The organism is Gordonia sp. 852002-51296_SCH5728562-b (genome assembly GCF_001665475.1).
Taxonomy (GTDB): Bacteria; Actinomycetota; Actinomycetes; order Mycobacteriales; family Mycobacteriaceae; genus Gordonia; species Gordonia sputi.
Window position 1 is genome coordinate 102461 of sequence record NZ_LZMI01000014.1, and the last position, 22189, is coordinate 124649.

Below are 22189 nucleotides of genomic sequence, written 5' to 3' on the forward strand. Positions count from 1 at the left end.
CCTCCCGCCCCCGCGGTGCGGCACTCAAGCATGCACCCTGTGCCGCACCGTCGTCGGGGAACCCCGAGGGGTGTGTCGCTACTTCTTCATCGACTTCTTGCGGTACTCGAACACCTCGTCCACGATCCCGTATTCCTTCGCCTGGTCGGCGGTGAGGATGTTGTCACGGTCGGTGTCCTTGCGGATCTTCTCCTTGGACTGGCCGGTGTGACCCGCGAGGATCTCGTCGAGCCGGTTGCGGATGCGCTCGATCTCGGCGGCCTGGATCTCGAGATCCGACACCTGACCCTGGAACGCTCCACCCGTACGCGGCTGGTGGATCAGAATGGTCGCGTTCGGCAACGCCGCACGCTTTCCGGGGCTACCGCCCGCGAGCAGGATCGCTGCAGCCGACGCCGCCTCTCCGAGGCAGACGGTCACGATGTCGCAGTGGACATACTGCATCGTGTCGTAGATCGCGAGCATGTCGGGCACGCTGCCGCCCGGCGAGTTGATGTACATGGTGATGTCGCGGTCGGGGTCCTGCGATTCGAGAACCAGCAACTGCGCCATGACGTCGTTGGCGACCGTCTGGTCGATCGGCGTTCCGACGAACACGATGCGCTCTTCGAACAGCTTCGCGTATGGGTCGTACTGACGCTGACCGTTGGGGGTGTGCTCGATGAACTGCGGGAGGATGTAACGCATTTCGATGTTCTTCAGCGCGAGGGCCGAAGCGGGAATCCCTGCGGCGACGTCGGCCGGCAGCGAGTCGTACATGTTGGTCATGGTCTGCTCCGTGAAGTGTGAGGTGACGGGTGAACTCGACTGTGGTTGATCGCTGAAGATCTACGACGCCTGGCTGGCGCGCGAGATCACGTGGTCGACGAGGCCGTAGTCCCTGGCCGCCTCTGCGGTGAACCACTTGTCGCGATCGGCGTCAGCCTCGATCTGCTCCACCTTCTGACCGGTGTGCTCGGCGTTCAGCTCGTTCATCTGTTTCTTGATCGTCGCGAACTGCTCGGCCTGAATCGCGATATCGGCAGCGGTACCACCGATACCCGCGGACGGCTGGTGCATCATGATGCGTGCGTGGGGCAGTGCGTAGCGCTTGCCCTTGGCGCCTGCGGTGAGTAGGAACTGACCCATCGACGCCGCGAGGCCCATCGCGTAGGTGGCGATGTCGCACTCGGCGAGTTCCATCGTGTCGAAGATCGCCATACCCGCGGTCACCGAGCCGCCGGGCGAGTTGATGTACATGTGGATGTCTCGCGTGGGGTCCTCGGCGGCGAGCAACAGGATCTGCGCGCACAGCCGGTTGGCGATGTCGTCGTCAACCTGGGTGCCCAGGAAGATGATTCGCTCTCGCAGCAGCCGCTCGAACACCGAGTCGCTCAGGTTCAGCCCAGCGACCCCTGAACTCATCGAGGGTGTGTAAATGGTCGGCTTGCTCACGGTTCCCACCTTGTCTGTCGTTTGTGGTCTGTCTCGTCCGCGCCCCGGCTGACCCGGGGCCCGTGTGCTTGTTGATCTCGAGTTGATGATGACCGGGCGCGACCTGTCGACGGCATGCCCTGTCGATCTCGCTTACTCGGGATCGTCCTCACCGACAGTAGTCAATCGAAGGGGCCCGACACCGCCCTTGACGCCCCTATTCGCTGAGAGCAGAACAGCCGGACCCGGGCATGGCCCAGTATCCGGCTGTCACGTCCTGCGTCTAAAAGTCAGGCGTCGGAGTCTTTCTTGTCCGTGCCCGACTCGTCAGTGGTCGAATCGTCCGCATCGGCTTCGGCGTCGTCGGCGCCACCACCGAAGAACTCCGTGGTGTCGACGGTGTTGCCGTCGGAGTCGGTCACGGTGACCTCGTCGACGATGCCTGCGAGCGCCTTGCCGCGGCGAACGTCGGCGTACACCGCGCCGACCTGATTGGCCTGGGTGAGCTGCTGGATGAACTCCTGCGGAGCCATCCCGTAACGCTGCGCCTGGAAAAGGATCTGCTGGGTCAGCTCGTCCTGGCTGACCTCGGTCTCCTGCTGCTCGGCGATGGCGTCGAGAAGCAACTGCGTGCGGACCGACTTCTCGGCCGACTCTCGAGCGTTGTTCTCGAACTCCTCACGCGTGGTGCCCTGCGCCTCGAGCAACTGCTCGAAGACCGCGTCGTCGTGGCCGATGCTGTGCAGCACCTGCTCGAGCTGTCCGTCGACCTCGGCCTGCACGACGTTCTCCGGCAACGGGATCTCGACGGTGTCGAGGAGCTTGTCGAGTACGGCGTCGCGAACAGCATTGGCCTGATCGAATCGCTTCGACTGCTCGACGCGCTCGACGATCGACTCGCGCAGCTCGTCAACGGTGTCGAACTCGGACGCCATCTGGGCGAACTCGTCGTCGAGTTCGGGCAGCTCGCGCTCCTTGACCGAGTTCACCGTAACGGTGATCTCGGCGTCGGCTCCGGCATGCTCGCCGGCAACGAGCTTCGTGGTGAAGGTCGTCGACTCGCCGGCCTTCAGACCGACGAGAGCCTCGTCGAGTCCGTCGATCAACTGACCCGAGCCGACCTCGTGCGACAGCCCTTCGGTCGACGCGTCCTCGACGTTCTCGCCGTCGACGGTCGCCGACAGGTCGATCGAGACGTGGTCGCCGTTCTCGACGGCGCGCTCGACGCCCTTGAGCGTGCCGAATCGGCCGCGCAGCCCCTCGAGCTGCTCGTTCACCGCGTCCTCGTCGTCGGCGACGGCGTCGACCTCGACCGCAAGCGTCGAATAGTCGGGAAGCTCGATCTCCGGCCGGACGTCGACCTCAGCGGTGAAGCTGATGCTCTCGCCGTACTTGAGCTCGGACAGGTCGATCTCGGGCTGGCCGATCGCCTTGGTCTCGGTCTCGGCAACCGCTTCTGAGTACTTGCCCGGAAGGGCGTCGTTGACGACCTGCGCGAGGATCGAGTCGCGACCGACCCGAGCCTCGATCAACTTCGCCGGCGCCTTGCCCGGACGGAAGCCCGGGATACGGATCTGCTGTGCCAGCGAGCGGTATGCCCGGTCGAAGTCGCCCGAGAGTTCCTCGAACGGTACTTCGACATTGAGCTTCACTCGGGTCGGGCTGAGTTGCTCGACGGTGCTCTTCACGCCTCAATGCTCCTTATGTGTACGTGCGTACGTCCTGATCTGTCGGGATGACAGGATTCGAACCTGCGACCCTCCGCTCCCAAAGCGGATGCGCTACCAAGCTGCGCCACATCCCGGTGGCCTCGGTACACCTCACCGCGGCCCCGATGACCCGTGTTGAGAGCCATCGGTTCCCTGACGAGCAGGGCCAACAGAAGATAGTACGTGGCCCCTGTTGAGTAACCGAATCCGGTCCTCGACGACGTATGTGTGCCGAGCCGCGGACATGTGAATTCGGAGCCACTCGGCCCCTGGGAACCCTTACGTGACACCCGGTCGTCCAGGCGATTTCGATTCCGAACCACTCATTGGGTACAGTCACATGCGCTGCCGCTCGGCGACAGCACGCGGGTGTAGCTCAATGGTAGAGCCCTAGTCTTCCAAACTAGCTACGCGGGTTCGATTCCCGTCACCCGCTCCGATGAGGTCAGAGGGCTTTTCCCTCTGACCTTTTCTTTTCCATCTTCTTTTCCATCAACGTTCGGGTTCGCAACTCCCGTCGAGCATCGACAACCCAGCACCGACACACTCGTCCACACAGCGAATGTGATCCACGCCACATTCGGGTGTAACCTTGCTCTATGTCCTCCAGCTACTCCAAGACTCCGCGCAGGTGCTCTACCTGCGGCGCACCGCTGTTCGTCCGCCGCGACGTGACGACGTCGGAGAGCGGCACTCCACGCGTCGACGCCATGCTCGTCTGCCGCAACGAGGGATGCTCACAACCTGCGCTTCACCTCAAGACCGAACACCCGGATAACCAGAGCCAGCCGGCGTAATGCCCGGCGCCGCAGCCTCTTCGAGACCTTCGGGTTGCCGATCCGGATGAAATGTGACCGGTGTCACAAAAGACGATGGTCTATCCGCCGACCTCCCCTTTTACGTTCGCGAAGCACCGATGTGACACCACAATGGGGCGTCGTACGCGTTTGCCTTTGAAGGGAAGACAACGGTTGTGTAACGATGGTCGCGGCGCCTCGGGGGGGTGCGCCCGTACTGTCCCGAGAGCGAAGGTTTGCGAACTCCCGTGCTGAACACAACGTCGTCCCATCGTCGCCGTAAGAGCGTCGTCCGTGGGCTCATCGCAGCTGTCATCGGCGTCTTCGCCGTTGCACTTGCCGCGCCGGGCATCGCCCAGGCCACGCCAGTCACCGTCGTGCCGGGGCTGCCGCCTGTCGAGGTCCCCGACAACATCCCGGGACTGCCGACTCCGCCCAAGCAGACAACTCCTGCGCCGGCTCCCAAGACCACCACGCCTCCTCCTACCACCACGCAGGAGACCCCCGGCGTTCCCGCGATTCCCAACGTCAAGACCTCGACCGGGTGGATCGCGCTGGCAACCGACGGCGATCACACCATCTACTGGTGGAAGGACGGCAAGTTCGTCAAGAAGATGCCGATCTCCATGGGATCCAACGCGCATCCGACTCCGAACGGCGTCTACCACACCCGTGAGAAGTACCAGCACATCGTGATGGACTCCTCGACCTACGGCGTTCCGGTCGACTCACCCGAGGGCTACCGCACCGACGTCGACTGGGCGACCCGCATGTCGGGCGACGGCATCTTCATCCACGCCGCACCCTGGTCGGTCGCACAGCAGGGCAACAGCAACGTCAGCCACGGTTGCATCAACATCAGCACCGAGAACGGCAAGTGGGTCTACGACACCATCCCGCAGGGCACCCCGATCGTGGTCCGCGGCACTGTCGGTGGCCAGTACGACGGCAACTGATCTGCCCATCTGACTTACTCAAGACACGAGAGAGGCTCCCGGTCCACGACCGGGAGCCTCTCTCGTCTGGTCTCGAGCCTGTTTCGTGTCGTCTGGAGTTCAGACGAGGGTTCCCGCGTCGACCGTCCCGACGTCGAGGTCCATCCGATTACCCTCGGCTCGCACCTGCGCAATGGCCCGCATCTTGTTCGACGCGTCGAGCGCGGCCACCTTGTAACCCTCGGCCAGGGTCGGATAGTTGAAGACGGCGTCGACGAGGTAGTCGATCTTTCCGCCGAGGCCCATCACCGTCTGGCCGATGTGGACGAGTTCGGCCGCATTGCTACCGAACGCGTGCACGCCGAGAAGCGTCCGTTCCTCGGCGTGCACGAGCAACTTGAGGAGCCCGTAGGAGTCGCCCATGATGGCGCCTCGGGCGAGTTCGCGATACCGCGCGACGCCGACCTCGAACGGCACATTCGCAGCGGTCAGTTGATCCTCGGTCTGACCGACGTAGCTGATCTCCGGGATGGCGTAGATGCCAATGGGCTGCAGGTTGTCGTCCGTGGCACCGACGGGCTCGTCGAAAGCGTGATACGTCGCGCGCCTCCCCTGCTCCATCGACGTCGCGGCCAGGGCCGGGAACCCGATGATGTCGCCGACGGCGTAGATGTGGTCGACCTCGGTACGGAAGTCGGAGTCGACGGTGAGCCTGCCGCGTTTGTCCGCGGTCAGGCCCGCCGCCTCGACCCGCAACTCGTCGGAGACACCTTGGCGCCCGGCGGAGTAGAGCACGGTGTCGGCGGGAATCTTCTTGCCGGACGCGAGAATCGTCAGCGTCCCCGACGGATGGGTCTCGACGGTTCGTACCTGCTCACCGAATCGAAATGTCACGCCCCGCTCGCGCAGTTGGTACTGCAGCGCTTCGACGATCTCGCGGTCGCAGAAGTCGAGCATCGTGGGCCGTTGCTCGATCACGGTCACCTTGGTGCCCAGTGCCGCGAACATCGACGCGTACTCGATGCCGATCACTCCCGCCCCGACGACGACCATCGAGCGCGGAACCCGGTCGAGCGCCAGGATCTGATCGGAGTCGACGACGGTGGTGCCGTCGAAATCCACCGAGGGTGGGCGCGCCGGACGCGTGCCGACGGCGATCACGAATTTGTCGGCGCTCACTCGTTTGAGATCGCCTGTTGCGTCCTCGATCGCTATTTCGTTGGGACTCGTGAAGTACGCACTACCGAGCAGCATGGTCACACCATTGCGGGCGAGCTGACTCTGAATGACGTCGATTTCCTTTCCGACGACGTGCATGGTGCGGGCCGAAAGATCGGTGACCGTTATATCCGATTTCAATCGATACGATTCGCCGTACATTTCGCGTTGGTTGAGGCCGGTCAAATACAGGACCGCCTCACGAAGCGTCTTTGACGGAATCGTGCCGGTGTTGATGCAGACGCCACCAACCATGTTGCGCCGCTCCACAATTGCTGCCCGCTTACCGAGCTTCGCGGCAGCGATGGCCGCTTTCTGTCCGGCCGGTCCAGAACCGATGACAACGATGTCGAAATGATCCACGGGGTCCGTCTTTCGCTCGTTTGACGCCTGACGACCCGTCGCGGGTCTGTGATCAGTGTCGCTCAGCGACCGGGTTCGCACGACTCGAGACGCAGACCGGGGCAAAGGTTGCACCGACCTGTAACCACCGGGCCAACTCCTGGCAGCCCATCGTCTCAGGATCTGTGACGAGGCGCCGATACGGCTCCCGGCTGTACGCGGTGTGCCTGCCACCGTCGCGGTTGGTGATCACAAGGCTGTGCCACACGATGAGAGCTGGGAGGTATCGACGCACCGCACGCCATGCGGCGCGAACGCGGCGAACGTCCCGGCTCCACTGGGTCGGTCGAAGTGATGTACGCGCGGCATTCTGAAAAGCGTTGTCCCGCAGGATCGCGAGCATGTCGAGAATCCATCGGACCGGTCGACGGAACTCGAGCGTTGGCGTCAGATCGGCGATGTCGCGGATCAGCGAATCCGGTTCTGCGTTGCAGATCATGTCGGTAGGTGCACCGACCCACCACGCGGGAATCTGATCCGGCAACCGCGGCCCCTCCCCCGCGACGCCCCATCCGGAACAACCGGTGACCACGCCGGGCGGTTGGTGCGGATCGGCGACGAAACCAAGCCCCAGAACACGATTCAGTGCCGGATCACCGTCGAGTTGCAGTTCGTGCACACAACGGCGGACGACGACGGCGCCCTGCGAATACCCGACGACCATCACGACTCCGCTGGACTGCGCCAGCTGGTGGCGGAGCGCCAGGACACCCTCGGCCACACTGTCTGCGTAACTCATGCCGTCTCGACCGTTCGCAGGCCCGTAGCTCGCCGGGTAGCCCACCCACCGGGACATGAAACGGGCGTCGAGATCATCGGTGACGGCGGCGAGCATCCCGGTAACCGCTGTTCGCGAATCCCCTTGGTACGACTCACCGGTTCCCCCGACCGCGAGGACCGTGATGCGATCGCCCGTAAACGCCGGGGCCGTTACGTCATAGCCGATCAGATCACGTGCGTCTGCCGCCTGCCGAAGATCTGTGTACTCCATGGGTTCCATGGTCGGCGCCGCCGATGAGAACAGCGCCCAACGACACTGAACTTTCTCTGTGAGGCCGCAGGTCAGAGTCGCGCAGATCACGTCAGATCAGGTTGATTTACACAGAATTAACGCGAACACTGGATAGGGCAGTTCGTGAAGCGACCAATCTCGACGGTCGAACATCTGACTGCACCACCGAACAAGACGCCCGATACGAAGAAAGCAGCAATTCCGATGTCTTTCGCACGATTCCGTGCACAGCTCCACAATTCCTCTGACCGTCGCAGGCTCTACGACCGGATCAACCGGGTAGCCGCCGATTCCCAGCGCGACGAACTGTTGATCATGGCGCAGCGCGCCGAGCAGCGCACTCACTGAGTCACACATCTCGAGCCCGTAGTCACTGACTGCGGGCTCCGTCCTGTCACGCGTCCCTTCTGCCCGACATCCGTTATGTCTCACGTAACTGCCGAGCAGCCGATCACGACTGACAGACCGGACACCAGAACAGGTTTCGACCTTCCAGTTCGCTGTGCGCGATCGGCGTTCCGCAGATCCTGCACTTCTCTCCCGCGCGCCGGTACACGTAGGTGCGCGGGCGCTTGGTGGCGTACGACGGTGCACCGTGATCGTCCTCGGGACGTATCACATGGATTCGCCCGCGGCGGACCCCGACCTTCATCAGCGCGACCAAGTCGCTCCAGAGGGCATCGAACTCGTCAGCGGTGATCGACGTACCCGGCCTCATCGGGTCGATTCCGTTGCGGAACAACACTTCTGCGCGATACACGTTGCCCACTCCCGCGATGACCTTTTGATCCATCAGGAGCGCGCCGATCGGTCGACGCGACCGCGCGATGGCCGCGAACGCCCGCGACGGGTCGGCGTCGGACCGTAGCGGGTCGGGGCCGAGCCGCGCGACTAGTGCGTCGAGGTCTGCGGGCGTGTACAGCTCGCACGCGGTTGGGCCACGGAGGTCGACACCCGTCGACTCCCCGACGATCCGCATCCGCACCTGCCCAACCGGCTCGCCCATCGGGACAGCCAACTCGGTGAACACGCCGTAGAGCCCGAGGTGAACGTGCAGTAGTTGGTCACGTCGACCATCTCGGTAGCGCTGCACGAGGTGCTTGCCCCACGCTTGAGCGTCGGCGAAGACCATTCCGTCGACGACGCTGGCTCCCTCGGCGAACCGACCCTGTGGCGAACTGACCGCGACGCGCTGACCGTCGAATAGTTTTCGTTGGCGCCGCGCGATGCGGTGCAGGGTATGGCCTTCAGGCACGGCGCCCTCTGCTACAAGTCATCGCCGTCTGCCGGTCATCGCCGTCTGCCGGTCATCGGTGTCAGCGAGGGTTCTCGACGATCAGGACTCGGGCAGCGCCGGCGCGACGCCGGTCTCCTCGTATTCGCTGAGGATGTCGATTCGACGCTGATGACGCGGTTCCTCGGAGAACGGCGTGTCGACGAAGGCGTCGACGATCGCCAACGCCTCCTCGGTGGTGTGCATGCGGCCACCGATACCGATGAGCTGGGCGTTGTTGTGCTGGCGGGCGAGTTGGGCGATCTCGACGTTCCAGGCGAGCGCACACCGTGCACCCTTGACCTTGTTCGCGGCGATCTGCTCGCCATTGCCGCTACCTCCGAGCACGATGCCGAGGCTGCCCGGATCGTCGACGGTCTTCTGGGCGGTGGCGATGCAGAATGCGGGGTAGTCGTCCTGTGCGTCGTACACATGAGCGCCGGAATCGATCACTTCGTGCCCGTTTGCCTTGAGGTGTTCAGAGATCTTGGCCTTGAGTTCGAATCCGGCATGGTCGCCACCGACGTATACGCGCATAGCGACCACTATAGATTGAAGGCCGTGGACGACTCATCGCCTATTCCGAATGTGCCAGGACTTGCTGATCCGGCGCCGACGACATCCCACTACGACCCCAACCGACGGTGGCTGACGCCGGCCAAGTACGCGGCAAAGCCGCGACTACATCCGTGGGAGATCCCGACGCTCGTCGTGCTGATCCTGCTGTCGCTGATCGGCTACGTGACCATCTTGGTGCTGGTGATGTTCGGTGTGTTCAATCAGTTCGCGCTGCTGGCACTCGCGCTGCCATTGCTGCTGTTCCTCATCCGAGGCATCACCTATGCCACTCCCCGCGCCAACGGCGTTCAGATGACGCCGACGCAGTTCGTCGAGGGATACCGGATGGTCGTCGAAGCGGCGGCCCGCTACGGACTCGAGTACGTGCCCGACGCCTACGTCGTGCTCGGCAACGGGCAGATCAACGCGTTCGCGTCAGGCCACGGTTTCCGACGCTACGTCGTCGTCTACTCCGACCTCTTCGAGATCGGCGGTAGGGCACGAGATCCCGAGGCGCTGCGATTCATCATCGGCCACGAGGTCGGTCATATCGCCGCGGGGCACACGTCGTACTGGCGACAACTCGCGACGAGCATCGGCATGCAGATCCCCATACTCGGCTCGCTGCTGTCGAGGGCCCAGGAGTACTCGGCCGACAACTTCGGCTACTACACGCAGCCCGACGGTGCGCCGCGGGCAATGGGCGTGCTCTCGGCGGGCAAGTACATGCTGCGCGCCGTCGACTTCGACCAACTGGCCGACAGGGCAACACACGAGAAGGGTTTCTTCATCTTCCTCGTGAATCTGCTTGCGTCACACCCGGTTCTCACGTGGCGCGCGGCAGCACTGCGTGATCGCACGCGCGCCGGCGCGATCCTGTTCCGCCCGAAGACCATCGTGCGAGGCGTCGGCTGCGGCAACGCGGTCCCCGTCACGCCACCGCCGCACCCCGCCGCCGTGGCTGCGGGGTCGCTGCCGAACGGACTCGAGGCTCCACCCAAGTTCTAGGTCAGTCGAACTGCGGATCCTCGTCGCGGCTGCGCTTGAGCTCGAAGAAGTGCGGATACGACGCGAGTGCGACGGCGCCATCCCAGACGGTGCCCGCGGTCTCACCGCGCGGAATCCGGGACAGAACAGGGCCGAAGAACGCGACCCCGTTGACGTGGATGGTCGGCGTCCCGACGTCGTCGCCGACCTTGTCCATGCCCTCGTGGTGGCTGGTGCGAATCCAGTCGTCGTACTCGGTGGAGTCCGCCGCCTTCGCGAGCTTGGGATCGAGGCCCAGTTCATCGAGCGTCTCGGCGATCACGACGTCGAAATCCTTGTTGCCCTGGTTGTGGATTCGGGTGCCCATGGCCGTGTAGATCGGCGCCAGGACGTCGTCGCCCTTCGCCGCAACTGCCGCAGCTATCACGCGCACGGGGCGCCAGGCGTTCTTGAGCGCTTCGCGGTAGTCGTCGGGGATGTCGCGGCCCTCGTTGAGGACGGCGAGACTCATCAGGTGGAAGTTCACGTCGACGTCGCGCACCTTCTCCACCTCGAGAATCCACCGCGAGGTGATCCAGCACCACGGACACAGCGGGTCGAACCAGAAATCAATACGATCCTTTTGCGACATCTGCACACATTCCCTTCGACATGGCCAACGCGTATCGGTCGTTCACACCCAACAGCTCGTTGAAGAACCATCAGGTCTTTGCACCAGCAGCACTTTCAACCAACGACCATCCGCAACGATTCCACGCCGACGTTACGCGGCTAAGCTGGCGATTGTGACTGCCCCGAATCTGACCCGAGACCAGGCGCGAGAACGTGCCACCACCATCGACGTATCCCACTACGACGTAGAACTCGACCTCACCGACGGCAGCGGCAAGCCCGGAGAGAAGACTTTCCGCTCGACGAGCACCGTCACCTTCACCGCGACACCCGGCTCGCAGACCTTCATCGACCTCGTCGCGCCGACGCTCATCTCGGCCACGCTCAACGGAAAAGAACTCGACGTCAGCGGCTTCGACGAATCGGTGGGACTCACGCTCCCCGATCTCGCCGCAGACAACGAGCTCGTCGTCGTCGCCGACTGCGCCTACTCCCACACCGGTGAGGGGCTGCACCGTTTCGTCGATCCCACAGACGATTCCGTCTATCTCTACTCGCAGTTCGAGACCGCCGACGCCAAGCGGATGTTCGCCTGCTTCGACCAGCCCGACCTCAAGGCGACCTACACGATCACCGTGACCGCGCCCGAGGACTGGAAGGTCATCTCGAACGCGCTGACCGAGTCGATCGACGGCGGAGTGCACCGCTTCGCCGAAACACCGGTCATGAGCACCTACCTCGTCGCGTTGATCGCGGGGCCGTACGCGGAGTGGACAGACACCTACACCGACGACCACGGTTCGATCCCGCTGGGGATCTACTGCAGGGCCTCCCTCGCGGAGTTCATGGACGAGGAGCGTCTCTTCACCGAGACCAAGCAGGGATTCTCCTTCTACCACAAGAACTTCGGCATCCCCTACGCCTTCGGCAAGTACGACCAGCTCTTCGTGCCCGAGTTCAACGCAGGCGCAATGGAGAACGCGGGCGCAGTCACGTTCCTCGAGGATTACGTCTTCCGGTCGCGCGTGACCAACTACAACTACGAGCGGCGCGCCGAGACCGTCCTGCACGAGATGGCACACATGTGGTTCGGCGACCTGGTCACCATGAAGTGGTGGGATGATCTGTGGCTCAATGAATCCTTCGCCACGTTCGCATCTGTGCTGTGCCAGTCGGAGGCAACCGAGTACACCAGCGCGTGGACGACGTTCGCCAACGTCGAGAAGTCGTGGGCCTATCGCCAGGATCAGTTGCCCTCGACGCATCCCGTTGCCGCCGACATCCCCGACATCGCCGCCGTCGAGGTCAACTTCGACGGCATCACCTATGCCAAGGGCGCATCCGTGCTCAAGCAGTTGGTCGCCTATGTGGGAGTCGACGACTTCCTCGCGGGTCTGCGCGACTACTTCACCGCGCACAAGTTCGGCAATGCGACGTTCTCGGATCTGCTTGCCGCGCTGGAGAAGTCGTCGGGTCGCGATCTCTCCGACTGGGGTAGCCAGTGGCTCAAGACCACCGGCATCAACGTCATCCGCCCCGACTTCGAGGTCGACGACTCGGGCGCGTTCACCCGCTTCGCCATCATTCAGGACGGCGCAGCTCCCGGCGCGGGCGAGACACGCGTGCACCGTATGCGCGTCGGCATCTACGACGACAACGCATCCGGAGCTCTCGAACGCGTCCAGAGCGTCGAACTCGACGTCGAGGGCTCGGTCACCGAGGTCGCCGATCTCGTCGGCGTCCCGCGCGGAAAACTGATCCTGCTCAACGACGACGACCTCACGTACGCGTCGGTGCGCCTCGACCCCGAATCGCTCGAGACCGCCACCGCACGCATCGGCGACATCACCGACTCGATGCCACGCACGCTGGTGTGGTCGGCCGCCTGGGAGATGACCCGCCAGGCCGAGATGAAGGCGCGCGATTTCGTCGCCCTCGTCGAGCACGGCATCGCCGCCGAGACCGAAATCGGTGTGGTGCAGCGTGTTCTGCTGCAGGCGACCACCGCGATCGAGTCGTACGCCGACCCGGGATGGGCCACGACCGTCGGCTGGCCGGGTTTCAGCTCCCGACTCCTCGAACTCGCCCGGGCGGCAGAGTCGGGTTCCGACCATCAGCTCGCATTCATCAACACCCTACTCGCGGGACGACTGTTCGACGAGCAGATCGCCGTGGTGCGGGCACTCCTCGACGGCGACGACCCCGCCGACCACGGTCTGGCGGGCCTGACGATCGACACCGACCTGCGGTGGAAGCTGGTGCTCGCGCTGGCGACCGCGGGAGCCATCGACAGCGACCCCTCGAATACACCCGTCATCGACGCCGAGGCCAAGCGCGACAACACCTCTGCGGGTACCCGGCAGGCCGCCACCGCGCGTGCCGCGCGTCCGCTTGCCGAGGCGAAGGCCGACGCGTGGTCGCAGGCGATCGACGACGACACGCTCTCGAACATCTACACGCGAGCGGTCGTGGCAGGTTTCGATCGTCCGGGTCAGGCGGAGTTGTTGTCGCAGTACGTCGACAAGTACTTCGCCGCGGTTCCGGAGGTGTGGAGCCGTCGATCGAGCGAGGTGGCGCAGACCGTCGTGAACGGCCTGTATCCGTCGTGGGAGATCACACCCGAGGCGCTGGCGAAGGCCGACGAGTTCCTCGCCAACGATCACCCGGCCGCACTCAAGCGGCTGATCATCGAGGGTCGCGCCGGTGTCGAGCGCTCGCTTCGCGCACGAGGTTTCGACGCCGAGTGACAGTTCATACCGAGTGACCGATCACCTCGTCCAGGTGTAGCGAATCTGGGGGCGGCCCGCCCCGCCGTACTCGGTGACCCTGCGCACCGTGCCGGCGTCGGCGAGCCGCTCCAGATACCGCCACGCGGTGACTCGCGAACTGCCCACTTGCGCAGCGACTTCCGATGCGGTCAGGCCGTCGGGCGCATCGCGGACCGCCCTGCCGACAGCGTCGGTGGTGTCGGGCGCCATGCCCTTGGGTGCGCCGCGCCGAGGATCGGCGGTGCGCAACGCGGCAAGCGCACGGTCAACGTCTCGCTGGCTGACCGCGTCGCCGTCGCCCGCGACAGTGTCGCGGTAGCGCAGGTAGTGCTCGATCTTCTCGGCGAAAGCCGCGTACGAGAACGGTTTGAGCAGATAGAGCAGCGCGCCGTGCGCCACTGCTCGTCGGACTGTGGGCAGGTCGCGTGCCGCCGTGATGGCGATGATGTCGGGATCGGGCCGCAGCCCGGACAGCGCTGACGCGAGGTCGATTCCGCTCGCGTCGGGCAGTCCGAGATCGAGCAGCACGAGTTCGACAGGCGCACCCGCCGCCACGGCCGCGGCCGCCGCACGGTGCGCGTCCTGCGCGGTGCCCGCCGTCGCGACCACTTCGAATCCGCCGATCCGGGCGAGGTAGTCGCGATGCGCTTGTACGAGCAGCGGCTCGTCGTCGACGATCATCACGCGTATCACCACGACTATTCTCCGCTCGGGATCTCGACAGTGACTACCGAACCGTACGTGTGCTCGGATCGCACGGTGCCGCGATGTCGGTTGACGATGTAGCTCACCAGGGCAAGGCCAAGCCCTCTGCCCTGTGCATCGCCGCCGGGTTTCGTCGAATATCCTCTACTGCAAGCCCTTTGGAACTCGTCGTCGGTCATCCCCGGACCGCTGTCGGCAACGACGATCTGTAGTGATCCGTCGGTCGAGGCCACGGTGACCTCCACCCACGGGTCATGTGGATCGCAGGCATCCAACGCATTGTCGATCAGGTTTCCGACGATGGTGATCATCTCGTCGGTGGTCAGCGGGGAGGCATCGACCGAGTCGAGAGCCGACTCCTCCGTCAACGTCATGGAGATTCCTCGTTCTGCTGCCTGTGCCGACTTCCCGAGCAGCAGCGCGCTGAGGGTGGGATCGCTGATCGTGTCCGAGACGCGATCGACCAACCGTTGCGACAGAGCAAGATCCGCGGTCGCCAGGTCGGCGGCGCGTTCCGCGTGGCCGGTTTCGATGAGCGCGACCATGGTGTGCAGCCGATTGGCCGACTCATGCGCCTGCGACCGAGTGCCTCGGCGAAACGCGAGAGCGAATCCAATTCGCCTATGGCAGCCGATAATTCGGTTCGATCTCGGATCGTGACGACGGTCGATCCGGGCCGCGTCGACACCGGAGCTCGATTGACCACCAGCACCCGGCCCTGATCGACATACAGCACGTCGGTGAGAGGTTCTGTGCCGAGCAGGAATTCGGGCATGTCGTCGAGTTCACCGACGTCGCCGCCACTCTCGCCGGCCAACAACCGACGTGCCTCGTCATTGCACAGCGCGATCTCGCCGTCGTCGATCACCACAAGCCCCTCCTTGACCGAATGGAGCACCGCGTCGTGATGGTCGTACATGACGCGTAGTTCTCCCGGGGCCAGACCACCGGTGAGCCGCAACAGCCGCCGTCGGATGAGCCAGAGTCCGCCGAGAGCGGCGACGATGGCCACCAGCCCGATCGACGCGATCAACGGCAGTTGGTCCAGCCACTCGTCGGTGAGCGTGGACTGCGTGATCCCGACGGCAACCATCCCGACGATCACGCCCTGGTCGTTGCGCACAGGCGCGATCGAACGAATCGACGGCCCCAGCGTCCCGGTGTAGGTCTCGGTGTAGACCTCGCCCCGCAGCGCCTGGCTGGTCGAACCCAGATACCGCTGCCCGATGAGCGCAGGCCTTGTATGGGTGTAGCGCACACCGTTGGTGTTCATGATGGTGATGAACGAGAGGCCGGTGACCTAACGGATCTCCTCGGTGACCGGCTGCAGGCTCGCGGTCGGGTCGGGAGAAGCCAGCGCGCGGGCCGTCGAAGGGGCATCAGCGATGCTCACCGCTACGGAGGTGACCTGCTCACGCGCGGCACGCACTCCGTCGAGCCGGGCATCGAGCAGGGCGAGTGCCGCCGCAGCCACCACGATCACCACGACGACGGCCAGCTGCAACGCCACAGCCTGACCGGCGAGTGTCCGGGGACGCCACCGCAGCATGTCCGCACCATCCCTTCCGCGACCGCCCCTATGGCGACCGCCCCCTACGTCAATCGCCATCGAGTTCACCACGGTGATCGCCTGAACGAAATGAACTCAATGGTGACCCACATCACGGTTCTGACCAACAATCTTCCACAGCGGGTGCGCTTCGAAGACGTCGACCTGCATCACAGGAAGGACAGCACGATGAATCTGAGACGACGACACCCAGACGGCGCGTTGGCGACCGACGAGATCGCGACAACGCCGCCCAAGAAGCGTGACAAGACGCATTGGCTGTACGTGGCGGTCATCATTGCCGTTGTCGGAGGTGTGGCGGTCGGCCTCATCGCTCCCGGTGTCGGCAAAGACCTCGGGGTACTCGGCACCATGTTCGTCAGCCTCATCAAAATGATGATCGCGCCGGTCATCTTCTGCACCATCGTGCTGGGCATCGGTTCGGTCCGAAAGGCCGCGACCGTCGGCAAGGTCGGCGGACTCGCCTTCGTCTACTTCCTCGTGATGTCGACCATCGCACTCGCGATAGGACTCGTCGTCGGAAATCTGATCAAGCCCGGCGACGGCCTCAACATCACGGCGACCGCGGACAAGGGTTCGGCATTGGCCGAGAAGGCCCACGAATCCGGCGGACTGATGGCGTTCGTCGAGGGGATCATCCCCGATTCGCTCCTCTCTGCGCTCACCTCGGGCAACGTCTTGCAGGCGCTGTTCGTCGCGCTTCTCGTCGGCTTCGCCCTGCAGGCCATGGGTTCGAGCGGGGAGCCGATCCTCGCCGCCGTCGCCTACATCCAGAAGCTCGTGTTCAAGATCCTCAGCATGATCCTGTGGCTCGCCCCGATCGGCGCGTTCGGCGCGATCGCCAACGTCGTCGGGCAGACCGGCTGGGCCGCGGTCGGGCAGCTGTTGATCCTGATGATCGCCTTCTACCTGACGTGCCTGGTGTTCGTGTTCGGCGTCCTCGGCGTGATCCTGCGGTCGGTCGCAGGCGTGTCCATCTTCCGACTCGTCCGCTACCTGGCCCGCGAGTACCTGCTGATCTTCGCCACCTCGTCCTCCGAGTCGGCGCTACCCCGCCTGATCGCCAAGATGGAACACCTCGGCGTCGAGAAGTCAACGGTCGGCGTCGTCGTTCCGACCGGCTACTCGTTCAACCTCGACGGCACAGCGATCTACCTGACGATGGCGTCGATCTTCATCGCAGATGCAATGGGTGCACCGCTGTCGATCGGAGCGCAGATCAGCCTGCTGGTCTTCATGATCATCGCGTCGAAGGGCGCCGCAGGCGTCAGCGGCGCCGGGCTGGCAACTCTGGCCGGCGGCCTGCAGGCCCACCAGCCGGCCATGCTGAACGGAGTCGGACTGATCGTGGGCATCGACCGCTTCATGTCCGAGGCTCGCGCCGTCACCAACTTCTCGGGCAACGCGGTCGCGACAATCCTCGTCGGATCGTGGACGGGGACCATCGACAAGAATCGGGTCGACGACGTCCTCTCCGGCCGCGCACCGTTCGACGAGAACGACATGGTCGACGACCATCTGGGAAGCTCCCCCACACGACCCGATGCGAAGAATGAAGACTCGACCACCGCCGCGCCGGCTGAGAAGGTGTCGACAGAGAAGGCACCGGTCACCAGAGACCTGGTCGCACAGTAGGCACCGACACAGCAGCGACAACACAAGAGAATGGCCCGGGAGTTGCTCCCGGGCCATTCTCTTTGGTTCTTGTCCAGCTGCCGAAGTTCTTCGGTGTCGCAGCTTCAGATGGGTGCTGCTGCCGTCGCCATCACGTGCAGCGCGGAGACGAGTCCGTCGATGAGCTCGTTCTGACGGAAGCTGCCGATGGCGGCGGTCACGCCAAGATCGGCGACGCGATCATTGATGCGGTCGGCAACCTCGCTGCCCGACACCACCACGACGTCATGCGTGTTGGGCGACACCGCGAGCAGTGTGCCGTATGCGGGCTCGGGAGCTGCCTTGAGCAGCACGTTGCGCGCATCGGCGACCGGATCGGTTCCGAGTTCTCCGATGTAGACGGAGAAGCGGACCAGCGCCTTTTCGGTCGCGGCGTGGATCGCGTCGTCGAGTGCGATCAGTTCGTCGCGGGAGAAGGGAGGGGTCGTCGCGGTCTGACCGGGAAAGCGGGTGGACGAGACGCGCCCGCTGTTCGTGATGACCGTGCCGACGGGCAGCGCGGAGGCCGCGACGACCTCATGCGATGCTTCGGAACCTGTCGTCTGCGAAATCTCACCACTTGGCACTGGCCGAGCCTCCATCCACATCATTCGGTTCCGCGTGACGCGGCAACGCAATCGATTCGATCTCCGTTGCGGAGAAGAGCAGCGGTCCGCGGTCCCACTTCTGGTCGAGCGTGTATTCCTGCTGCTTGGGATACTTGACGCCATTCGAGAATGCCATCGAGACCACGCACGCCAGGGCGAAGATAACCACCAGGACCGTGACAGGCACTCCGATATAGGCGATCCAGTTGTCCATGAGACCCTTCCGATCGGTAAACCCTCTTGCCGCACGGCCGGTGAGCGCGCGATGACACGTTCACGCCGCACAGGTCGTGTGATCAATTTAGCCCACACCACAGCCGTTCGGGCACCGACCCCTACGGTCTGTCGTAGACGCGTCCGGAGCGCTGTCGCGGGCGCCTTCTCGCGGCAATGTTGAGACCACAGCGCACGGTGGGGACAATAGGTCGGGTGAGCGGCAACATCCCTGCCGGCGGCCAGCCGGCGAACACCCAGGTCCATCGTTCGTTCTACGACGAGGTCGGTGGCCACGAGACCTTCGAGAAGCTGACCAGCGTCTTCTATCGAGAGGTCGCCGCCGACGAGATCCTCCGGCCGATGTACCCCGAAGAAGACCTCGGACCTGCCGAGCGTCGACTCCGCATGTTCCTCGAGCAGTACTGGGGAGGCCCGCGAACCTACTCCGAGGAACGAGGCCACCCCCGACTGCGCATGCGCCATCAGCCGTTCACCATCGGCCCGATCGAGCGCGACGCCTGGCTGCGCTGCATGCACACCGCCATCGCATCGATCGACGACGACACCCTCGACCCGCCCCACCGCCAGGCGCTCGTCGACTACATGGAGATGGCCGCACAGTCGATGGTCAATTCACCCTTCTGATCTGGTCAGCGTCAATCCGACAGATCGGACACGACGCGCCGATGTCACCTGGTCTTCTACGGGAAAACACAGGTAGGGCAGAATTGTCGCGGTGAGCGACGAGACACCCGACGACCTCAACGACGACGCACTCGGCGCCGACGACCAGGACGTCATCGAGGCTGACGGCGTCATTGAGACCGACAGGGTCCTTGAGGCAGAAGGAGTCGCAGCGGTAGCGACCCAGCTCGACCCTGCCGACGACACCTGGTGGCGTTCGGCGATCTTCTACCAGATCTATCCGCGGTCGTTCTCCGATCTCGACGGCGACGGCGTCGGCGACCTCGCCGGTGTCATCGACAAGCTCGGCTACCTCGAACTGCTCGGCATCGACGCGCTGTGGTTGAGCCCGATCATGCGCTCCCCCATGGCCGACCACGGTTACGACGTCTCGGACCCGCGCGATATCGATCCGCTCTTCGGCGATCTGGCGACGTTCGACGAACTGATCGTCGAGGCGCACGACCGCGAGATCCGCGTGACCATGGACCTCGTCCCCAACCACACCAGCGACCAGCACCAATGGTTCATCGACGCACTGGCGGCCGGACCGGGCAGTCCCGAACGTGCGCGGTACATCTTCCGTGACGGGCGGGGCGAGAACGGCGACGAGCCGCCGAACAACTGGGTCAGCATCTTCGGCGGACCCGCGTGGGACCGTGTCACCGAGCCCGACGGCACGCCCGGGCAGTGGTACCTCCACATCTTCGCGCGCGAGCAGCCCGACTTGAACTGGGAGAACCCCGAGGTCTTCGACGACCTCGAGAAGACACTGCGCTTCTGGCTCGACCGCGGGGTCGACGGCTTCCGCATCGACGTCGCACACGGCATGGCCAAACCCGCCGACCTTCCCGACATGGACGTCGAGGCCGCGGGACTCCTGGTCAACCGAGACGACGACCCGAGGTTCAACAACTACGCGGTCCACGACATCCACCGAAAGATCCGCGCGGTCATCGACGACTACCCCGGCGCTGCGAACGTCGGCGAGATCTGGGTCGACGACAACGAGCGATTCGCGGAGTACCTGCGCCCGGACGAACTGCATCTGGGTTTCAACTTCAGACTCGCCAAGGCACCTTTCGACGCAGCCGCCATCCGAGATGCGATCGAGAACTCCCTCGACGCCGTGCACAGCGTCGGCGGAACACCGACCTGGACGCTGTCGAATCACGACGTCGACCGAGAGGTGACCCGCTACGGTCTGGCCGGTGCGATCCCCGACAGCGAGACTGCCGACGGCGAAACACCGGACAGCGACACTTCTGACAGCGAGACACCAGAAGCCGAGACACCCGAAGCCGAGACACCGGAAGCCGAGCCGGCGCCCCATGCCGACATCGAGCTGGGCACTGCGCGGGCACGGGCGATGGCGCTCGTCGAGTTCGCGCTTCCCGGTTCGATATTCATCTACAACGGCGCAGAACTCGGCCTCCCCAACGCCGACCTGCCCGACGACGCGCTGCAGGACCCGGTCTGGGAACGCTCCGAACACACCGAACGCGGGCGGGACGCATCACGGGTACCGCTGCCGTGGGAGGGCTCCGAGCCGCCGTTCGGTTTCTCGACGAATCCGCAGACGTGGCTTCCGATTCCAGAGTCGTGGGCGGAGTTCACCGTCGAAGCCGAGCTCGAGGACATGAACTCGACGCTGTCGCTGTACCGCACGGCCATCGAATTGCGTTATGAGCGTGAAGAATTCGCAGGCGATGACATCGAGTGGTACGGCGCCCCGACGGGGTGCCTGGCATTCCGACGCTCCGAGGGACACCTGGTGTGCGCGCTGAACACCACCAGCGAACCGGTCGGGCTACCGCCGGGAGAACTCATCCTCACGAGCGCACCCCTCGTCGACGGCATGCTGGCACCCAACGCCGCCGCATGGCTCGTCTGAGAACAGCTCAGACAACCGTGACATCGAGGTCGCGGTGCCTGCGCTGGTACACCGAACCGTAGCGCGCGTCGATCCGAATCCACGCTGCCGAAATGCGCACGCGCACAGGTTCGGTGGCGCCGATGGCGTCGATCGGTGATGTCTCGGTGACCTCGTGGCCGTCGGCGTCGCGCACGAAACCCATTGCGGTGAGCGCGAACAACGAGCGCAGCGAGACCGTGGCATTCAGTGCCCCGTCGGCCGACGAGACGTCGAGTACGCCTTGATCAAGCAGGCCCGTCGCAGGCCCGAAGTTGCTGCCCTCTTCGCGTGCGAGGCGTGCTCCCTCGCGCGTCAACTCGACAACGGTCCGCGCTGGGACGTCGTCGAGATGCCGGTAGCCGCTGCGCAGCGGTAGCGCACCACGCCACGCGGAGTCGAGTGACATCCCCGGCTCCACCGGCACACCCGCCGTACCGTCGCTCAACCGGCCCCGCAGTGTGTCCGCGTCGACGACGATGTCCGACGGCGCAGCACTGCCGAAGATCGACCGGGTGACCAGGACGTCGAACCCGGTATGTGCCCAGAACGCGAGTAGCCCGTCAGACCGTTGCACCACTCTGATCACCGCGGCCTCGTCGAGTCGCATGGCGCGCGTCAGGAAGGCCAGTGCGTCCCTGCGGTCGTCGGGGCCGGCAGCGACGACGAACCGCTCGGGTAACGCGGTCACGCGCTGTCGTCCGAGGTGCGGCGAAAACTCTCCAGGTACTCACGCTCGTCCGGGGTCAGTCGCCGCAGCCGCTGTGCGTCGACGTCGAATGCGACGAGTTGGGTGGTCGCGGTGACGGCGGGTTTGTCGGTCGGCGACGCGGCGTCTGGACGCACCTCGTATCCGACGACGAAGTCGACGGCGCGCACCTTCTCGACGAACATGGTCACGACGATCGGCCCCTCGTCGTGGCGCACCTGTTGGCGATACTTGACGTGCAGGTCCGCGACGACACAGCCGCGACGCAGGTCGGCTGTGGGTCGCCCGTCGTAGAAGAGCCAGGGAATCCGAGCCTCTTCGATGAGTGTCACCATGCGCGCGTGGTTGATGTGCGCGAACACATCCATGTCCGACCAGCGGACGGGAACCTTGACCACGTAACCGGCGTCGGTCCTGACTCCCTCGTCCTCGTAGAGCACGACTGTCC

General features: G+C 64.5%; 21 protein-coding genes, 2 tRNA genes and 1 pseudogene. 9 read left to right on the forward strand and 15 right to left on the reverse strand.

The features are described from left to right. Positions 1 to 78: 78 nt before the first annotated feature. The 4 genes from A5766_RS03835 to A5766_RS03850 all read right to left on the reverse strand — a co-directional run bounded on the left by A5766_RS03835 (position 79) and on the right by A5766_RS03850 (position 3217). Positions 79 to 768 (reverse strand): ATP-dependent Clp protease proteolytic subunit, encoded by a 690-nt coding sequence (locus tag A5766_RS03835; RefSeq protein ID WP_005207743.1) that lies wholly within the window; start codon positions 766 to 768, stop codon positions 79 to 81. Positions 769 to 828: 60 nt separating this feature from the next. After that, positions 829 to 1434 (reverse strand): ATP-dependent Clp protease proteolytic subunit, encoded by a 606-nt coding sequence (locus A5766_RS03840; RefSeq protein WP_005207744.1) that lies wholly within the window; start codon positions 1432 to 1434, stop codon positions 829 to 831. Between the two features lie 269 nt (positions 1435 to 1703). Continuing rightward, positions 1704 to 3101 carry a trigger factor gene (gene tig, locus A5766_RS03845; RefSeq protein WP_005207745.1) on the reverse strand — a complete coding sequence of 466 codons (1398 nt, stop codon included), beginning with the start codon at positions 3099 to 3101 and terminating at the stop codon, positions 1704 to 1706. Positions 3102 to 3143: 42 nt separating this feature from the next. Beyond that, positions 3144 to 3217 (reverse strand) — tRNA-Pro (locus A5766_RS03850). A 270-nt stretch (positions 3218 to 3487) separates the two neighbouring features. On the opposite strand from A5766_RS03850, the gene A5766_RS03855 reads away from it, so the two are divergent. The 3 genes from A5766_RS03855 (at position 3488) to A5766_RS03860 (ending at position 4875) form a co-directional block, all read left to right on the forward strand. After that, a tRNA-Gly gene (locus A5766_RS03855) sits at positions 3488 to 3558 on the forward strand. A gap of 163 nt (positions 3559 to 3721) precedes the next feature. Beyond that, positions 3722 to 3919: a hypothetical protein gene (locus A5766_RS23695; RefSeq protein ID WP_082965435.1), complete on the forward strand. Its 198-nt coding sequence runs from the start codon at positions 3722 to 3724 to the stop codon at positions 3917 to 3919. 248 nt (positions 3920 to 4167) lie between these two features. After that, the gene (locus tag A5766_RS03860) at positions 4168 to 4875 is read left to right on the forward strand and encodes a L,D-transpeptidase (protein ID WP_005207746.1); all 708 of its coding nucleotides are present in this window, start codon (positions 4168 to 4170) and stop codon (positions 4873 to 4875) included. A 99-nt stretch (positions 4876 to 4974) separates the two neighbouring features. On the opposite strand, the gene sthA is transcribed toward A5766_RS03860, so the two are convergent. Then, a complete protein-coding gene (gene sthA, locus A5766_RS03865) occupies positions 4975 to 6435 on the reverse strand; it encodes a Si-specific NAD(P)(+) transhydrogenase (protein WP_064903474.1) in 1461 nt (486 codons plus the stop codon). A 52-nt stretch (positions 6436 to 6487) separates the two neighbouring features. Then, positions 6488 to 7465 (reverse strand): PE-PPE domain-containing protein, encoded by a 978-nt coding sequence (locus A5766_RS03870; RefSeq protein ID WP_231894536.1) that lies wholly within the window; start codon positions 7463 to 7465, stop codon positions 6488 to 6490. 225 nt (positions 7466 to 7690) lie between these two features. Between A5766_RS03870 and A5766_RS24625 the strand changes: the two genes are divergently transcribed. Next, positions 7691 to 7834 carry a hypothetical protein gene (locus A5766_RS24625; RefSeq protein WP_168431298.1) on the forward strand — a complete coding sequence of 48 codons (144 nt, stop codon included), beginning with the start codon at positions 7691 to 7693 and terminating at the stop codon, positions 7832 to 7834. A 103-nt stretch (positions 7835 to 7937) separates the two neighbouring features. Here the strand turns inward: A5766_RS24625 and A5766_RS03880 are convergent, their stop codons facing one another. Next, positions 7938 to 8741, reverse strand: coding sequence for an Fpg/Nei family DNA glycosylase (locus A5766_RS03880; protein WP_064903477.1), 804 nt, complete (start codon positions 8739 to 8741; stop codon positions 7938 to 7940). An 81-nt stretch (positions 8742 to 8822) separates the two neighbouring features. Continuing rightward, on the reverse strand, positions 8823 to 9296 hold the full coding sequence (locus A5766_RS03885; RefSeq protein ID WP_064862478.1) for a ribose-5-phosphate isomerase: 474 nt from the start codon (positions 9294 to 9296) through the stop codon (positions 8823 to 8825). Here A5766_RS03885 and A5766_RS03890 point away from each other — a divergent pair. Then, the gene (locus tag A5766_RS03890; protein WP_197501306.1) at positions 9270 to 10325 is read left to right on the forward strand and encodes a M48 family metallopeptidase; all 1056 of its coding nucleotides are present in this window, start codon (positions 9270 to 9272) and stop codon (positions 10323 to 10325) included. The two genes, A5766_RS03885 and A5766_RS03890, sit on opposite strands and share 27 nt — an antisense overlap. 1 nt (position 10326) lies before the next feature. On the opposite strand, the gene A5766_RS03895 is transcribed toward A5766_RS03890, so the two are convergent. Then, positions 10327 to 10935, reverse strand: a complete 609-nt coding sequence (locus A5766_RS03895; protein WP_039856530.1) for a mycothiol-dependent nitroreductase Rv2466c family protein — start codon at positions 10933 to 10935, stop codon at positions 10327 to 10329. Between the two features lie 154 nt (positions 10936 to 11089). Here A5766_RS03895 and pepN point away from each other — a divergent pair, with 154 nt between their 5' ends. Further along, the gene (pepN, locus tag A5766_RS03900; RefSeq protein ID WP_005207753.1) at positions 11090 to 13663 is read left to right on the forward strand and encodes an aminopeptidase N; all 2574 of its coding nucleotides are present in this window, start codon (positions 11090 to 11092) and stop codon (positions 13661 to 13663) included. 21 nt (positions 13664 to 13684) lie between these two features. Here pepN and A5766_RS03905 read toward each other — a convergent pair whose 3' ends face one another. Beyond that, on the reverse strand, positions 13685 to 14377 hold the full coding sequence (locus A5766_RS03905) for a response regulator (protein WP_039856545.1): 693 nt from the start codon (positions 14375 to 14377) through the stop codon (positions 13685 to 13687). Positions 14378 to 14382: 5 nt separating this feature from the next. Then, a pseudogene (locus A5766_RS03910) lies at positions 14383 to 15938 on the reverse strand (sensor histidine kinase). Between the two features lie 189 nt (positions 15939 to 16127). Here A5766_RS03910 and A5766_RS03915 point away from each other — a divergent pair. Next, a complete protein-coding gene (locus A5766_RS03915; RefSeq protein WP_039856546.1) occupies positions 16128 to 17594 on the forward strand; it encodes a cation:dicarboxylate symporter family transporter in 1467 nt (488 codons plus the stop codon). Between the two features lie 104 nt (positions 17595 to 17698). On the opposite strand, the gene A5766_RS03920 is transcribed toward A5766_RS03915, so the two are convergent. Together A5766_RS03920 and ctaJ are read right to left on the reverse strand one after the other, a co-directional pair. Next, positions 17699 to 18199, reverse strand: a complete 501-nt coding sequence (locus A5766_RS03920; RefSeq protein ID WP_005207759.1) for a DUF5130 family protein — start codon at positions 18197 to 18199, stop codon at positions 17699 to 17701. After that, positions 18186 to 18434 carry an aa3-type cytochrome oxidase subunit CtaJ gene (ctaJ, locus tag A5766_RS03925; protein WP_005207760.1) on the reverse strand — a complete coding sequence of 83 codons (249 nt, stop codon included), beginning with the start codon at positions 18432 to 18434 and terminating at the stop codon, positions 18186 to 18188. Before ctaJ ends, A5766_RS03920 begins: the two co-directional genes overlap by 14 nt. Before the next feature lie 206 nt (positions 18435 to 18640). On the opposite strand from ctaJ, the gene A5766_RS03930 reads away from it, so the two are divergent. Then, complete coding sequence (locus tag A5766_RS03930) at positions 18641 to 19081, forward strand: globin (RefSeq protein WP_049697035.1); 441 nt, start codon at positions 18641 to 18643, stop codon at positions 19079 to 19081. 82 nt (positions 19082 to 19163) lie between these two features. Beyond that, complete coding sequence (locus tag A5766_RS03935; protein WP_039856532.1) at positions 19164 to 21014, forward strand: glycoside hydrolase family 13 protein; 1851 nt, start codon at positions 19164 to 19166, stop codon at positions 21012 to 21014. Positions 21015 to 21021: 7 nt separating this feature from the next. Here A5766_RS03935 and A5766_RS03940 read toward each other — a convergent pair whose 3' ends face one another. Then, a complete protein-coding gene (locus A5766_RS03940; RefSeq protein WP_064864767.1) occupies positions 21022 to 21723 on the reverse strand; it encodes a hypothetical protein in 702 nt (233 codons plus the stop codon). Further along, complete coding sequence (locus tag A5766_RS03945) at positions 21720 to 22181, reverse strand: acyl-CoA thioesterase (protein ID WP_005207764.1); 462 nt, start codon at positions 22179 to 22181, stop codon at positions 21720 to 21722. The genes A5766_RS03940 and A5766_RS03945 overlap by 4 nt, the downstream gene beginning before the upstream one ends. Positions 22182 to 22189 lie beyond the last annotated feature (8 nt).

Coding starts and splice junctions, on each gene's coding strand:
- A5766_RS03835 (WP_005207743.1), bottom strand. CDS start 768: ATGACCAACATGTACGACTCGCTGCCGGCCGACGTCGCCGCAGGGATT.
- A5766_RS23695 (WP_082965435.1), top strand. CDS start 3,722: ATGTCCTCCAGCTACTCCAAGACTCCGCGCAGGTGCTCTACCTGCGGC.
- A5766_RS03870 (WP_231894536.1), bottom strand. CDS start 7,465: ATGGAGTACACAGATCTTCGGCAGGCGGCAGACGCACGTGATCTGATC.
- A5766_RS24625 (WP_168431298.1), top strand. CDS start 7,691: ATGTCTTTCGCACGATTCCGTGCACAGCTCCACAATTCCTCTGACCGT.
- A5766_RS03890 (WP_197501306.1), top strand. CDS start 9,270: ATGGTCGCCACCGACGTATACGCGCATAGCGACCACTATAGATTGAAG.
- A5766_RS03885 (WP_064862478.1), bottom strand. CDS start 9,296: ATGCGCGTATACGTCGGTGGCGACCATGCCGGATTCGAACTCAAGGCC.
- A5766_RS03895 (WP_039856530.1), bottom strand. CDS start 10,935: ATGTCGCAAAAGGATCGTATTGATTTCTGGTTCGACCCGCTGTGTCCG.
- A5766_RS03915 (WP_039856546.1), top strand. CDS start 16,128: ATGAATCTGAGACGACGACACCCAGACGGCGCGTTGGCGACCGACGAG.
- ctaJ (WP_005207760.1), bottom strand. CDS start 18,434: ATGGACAACTGGATCGCCTATATCGGAGTGCCTGTCACGGTCCTGGTG.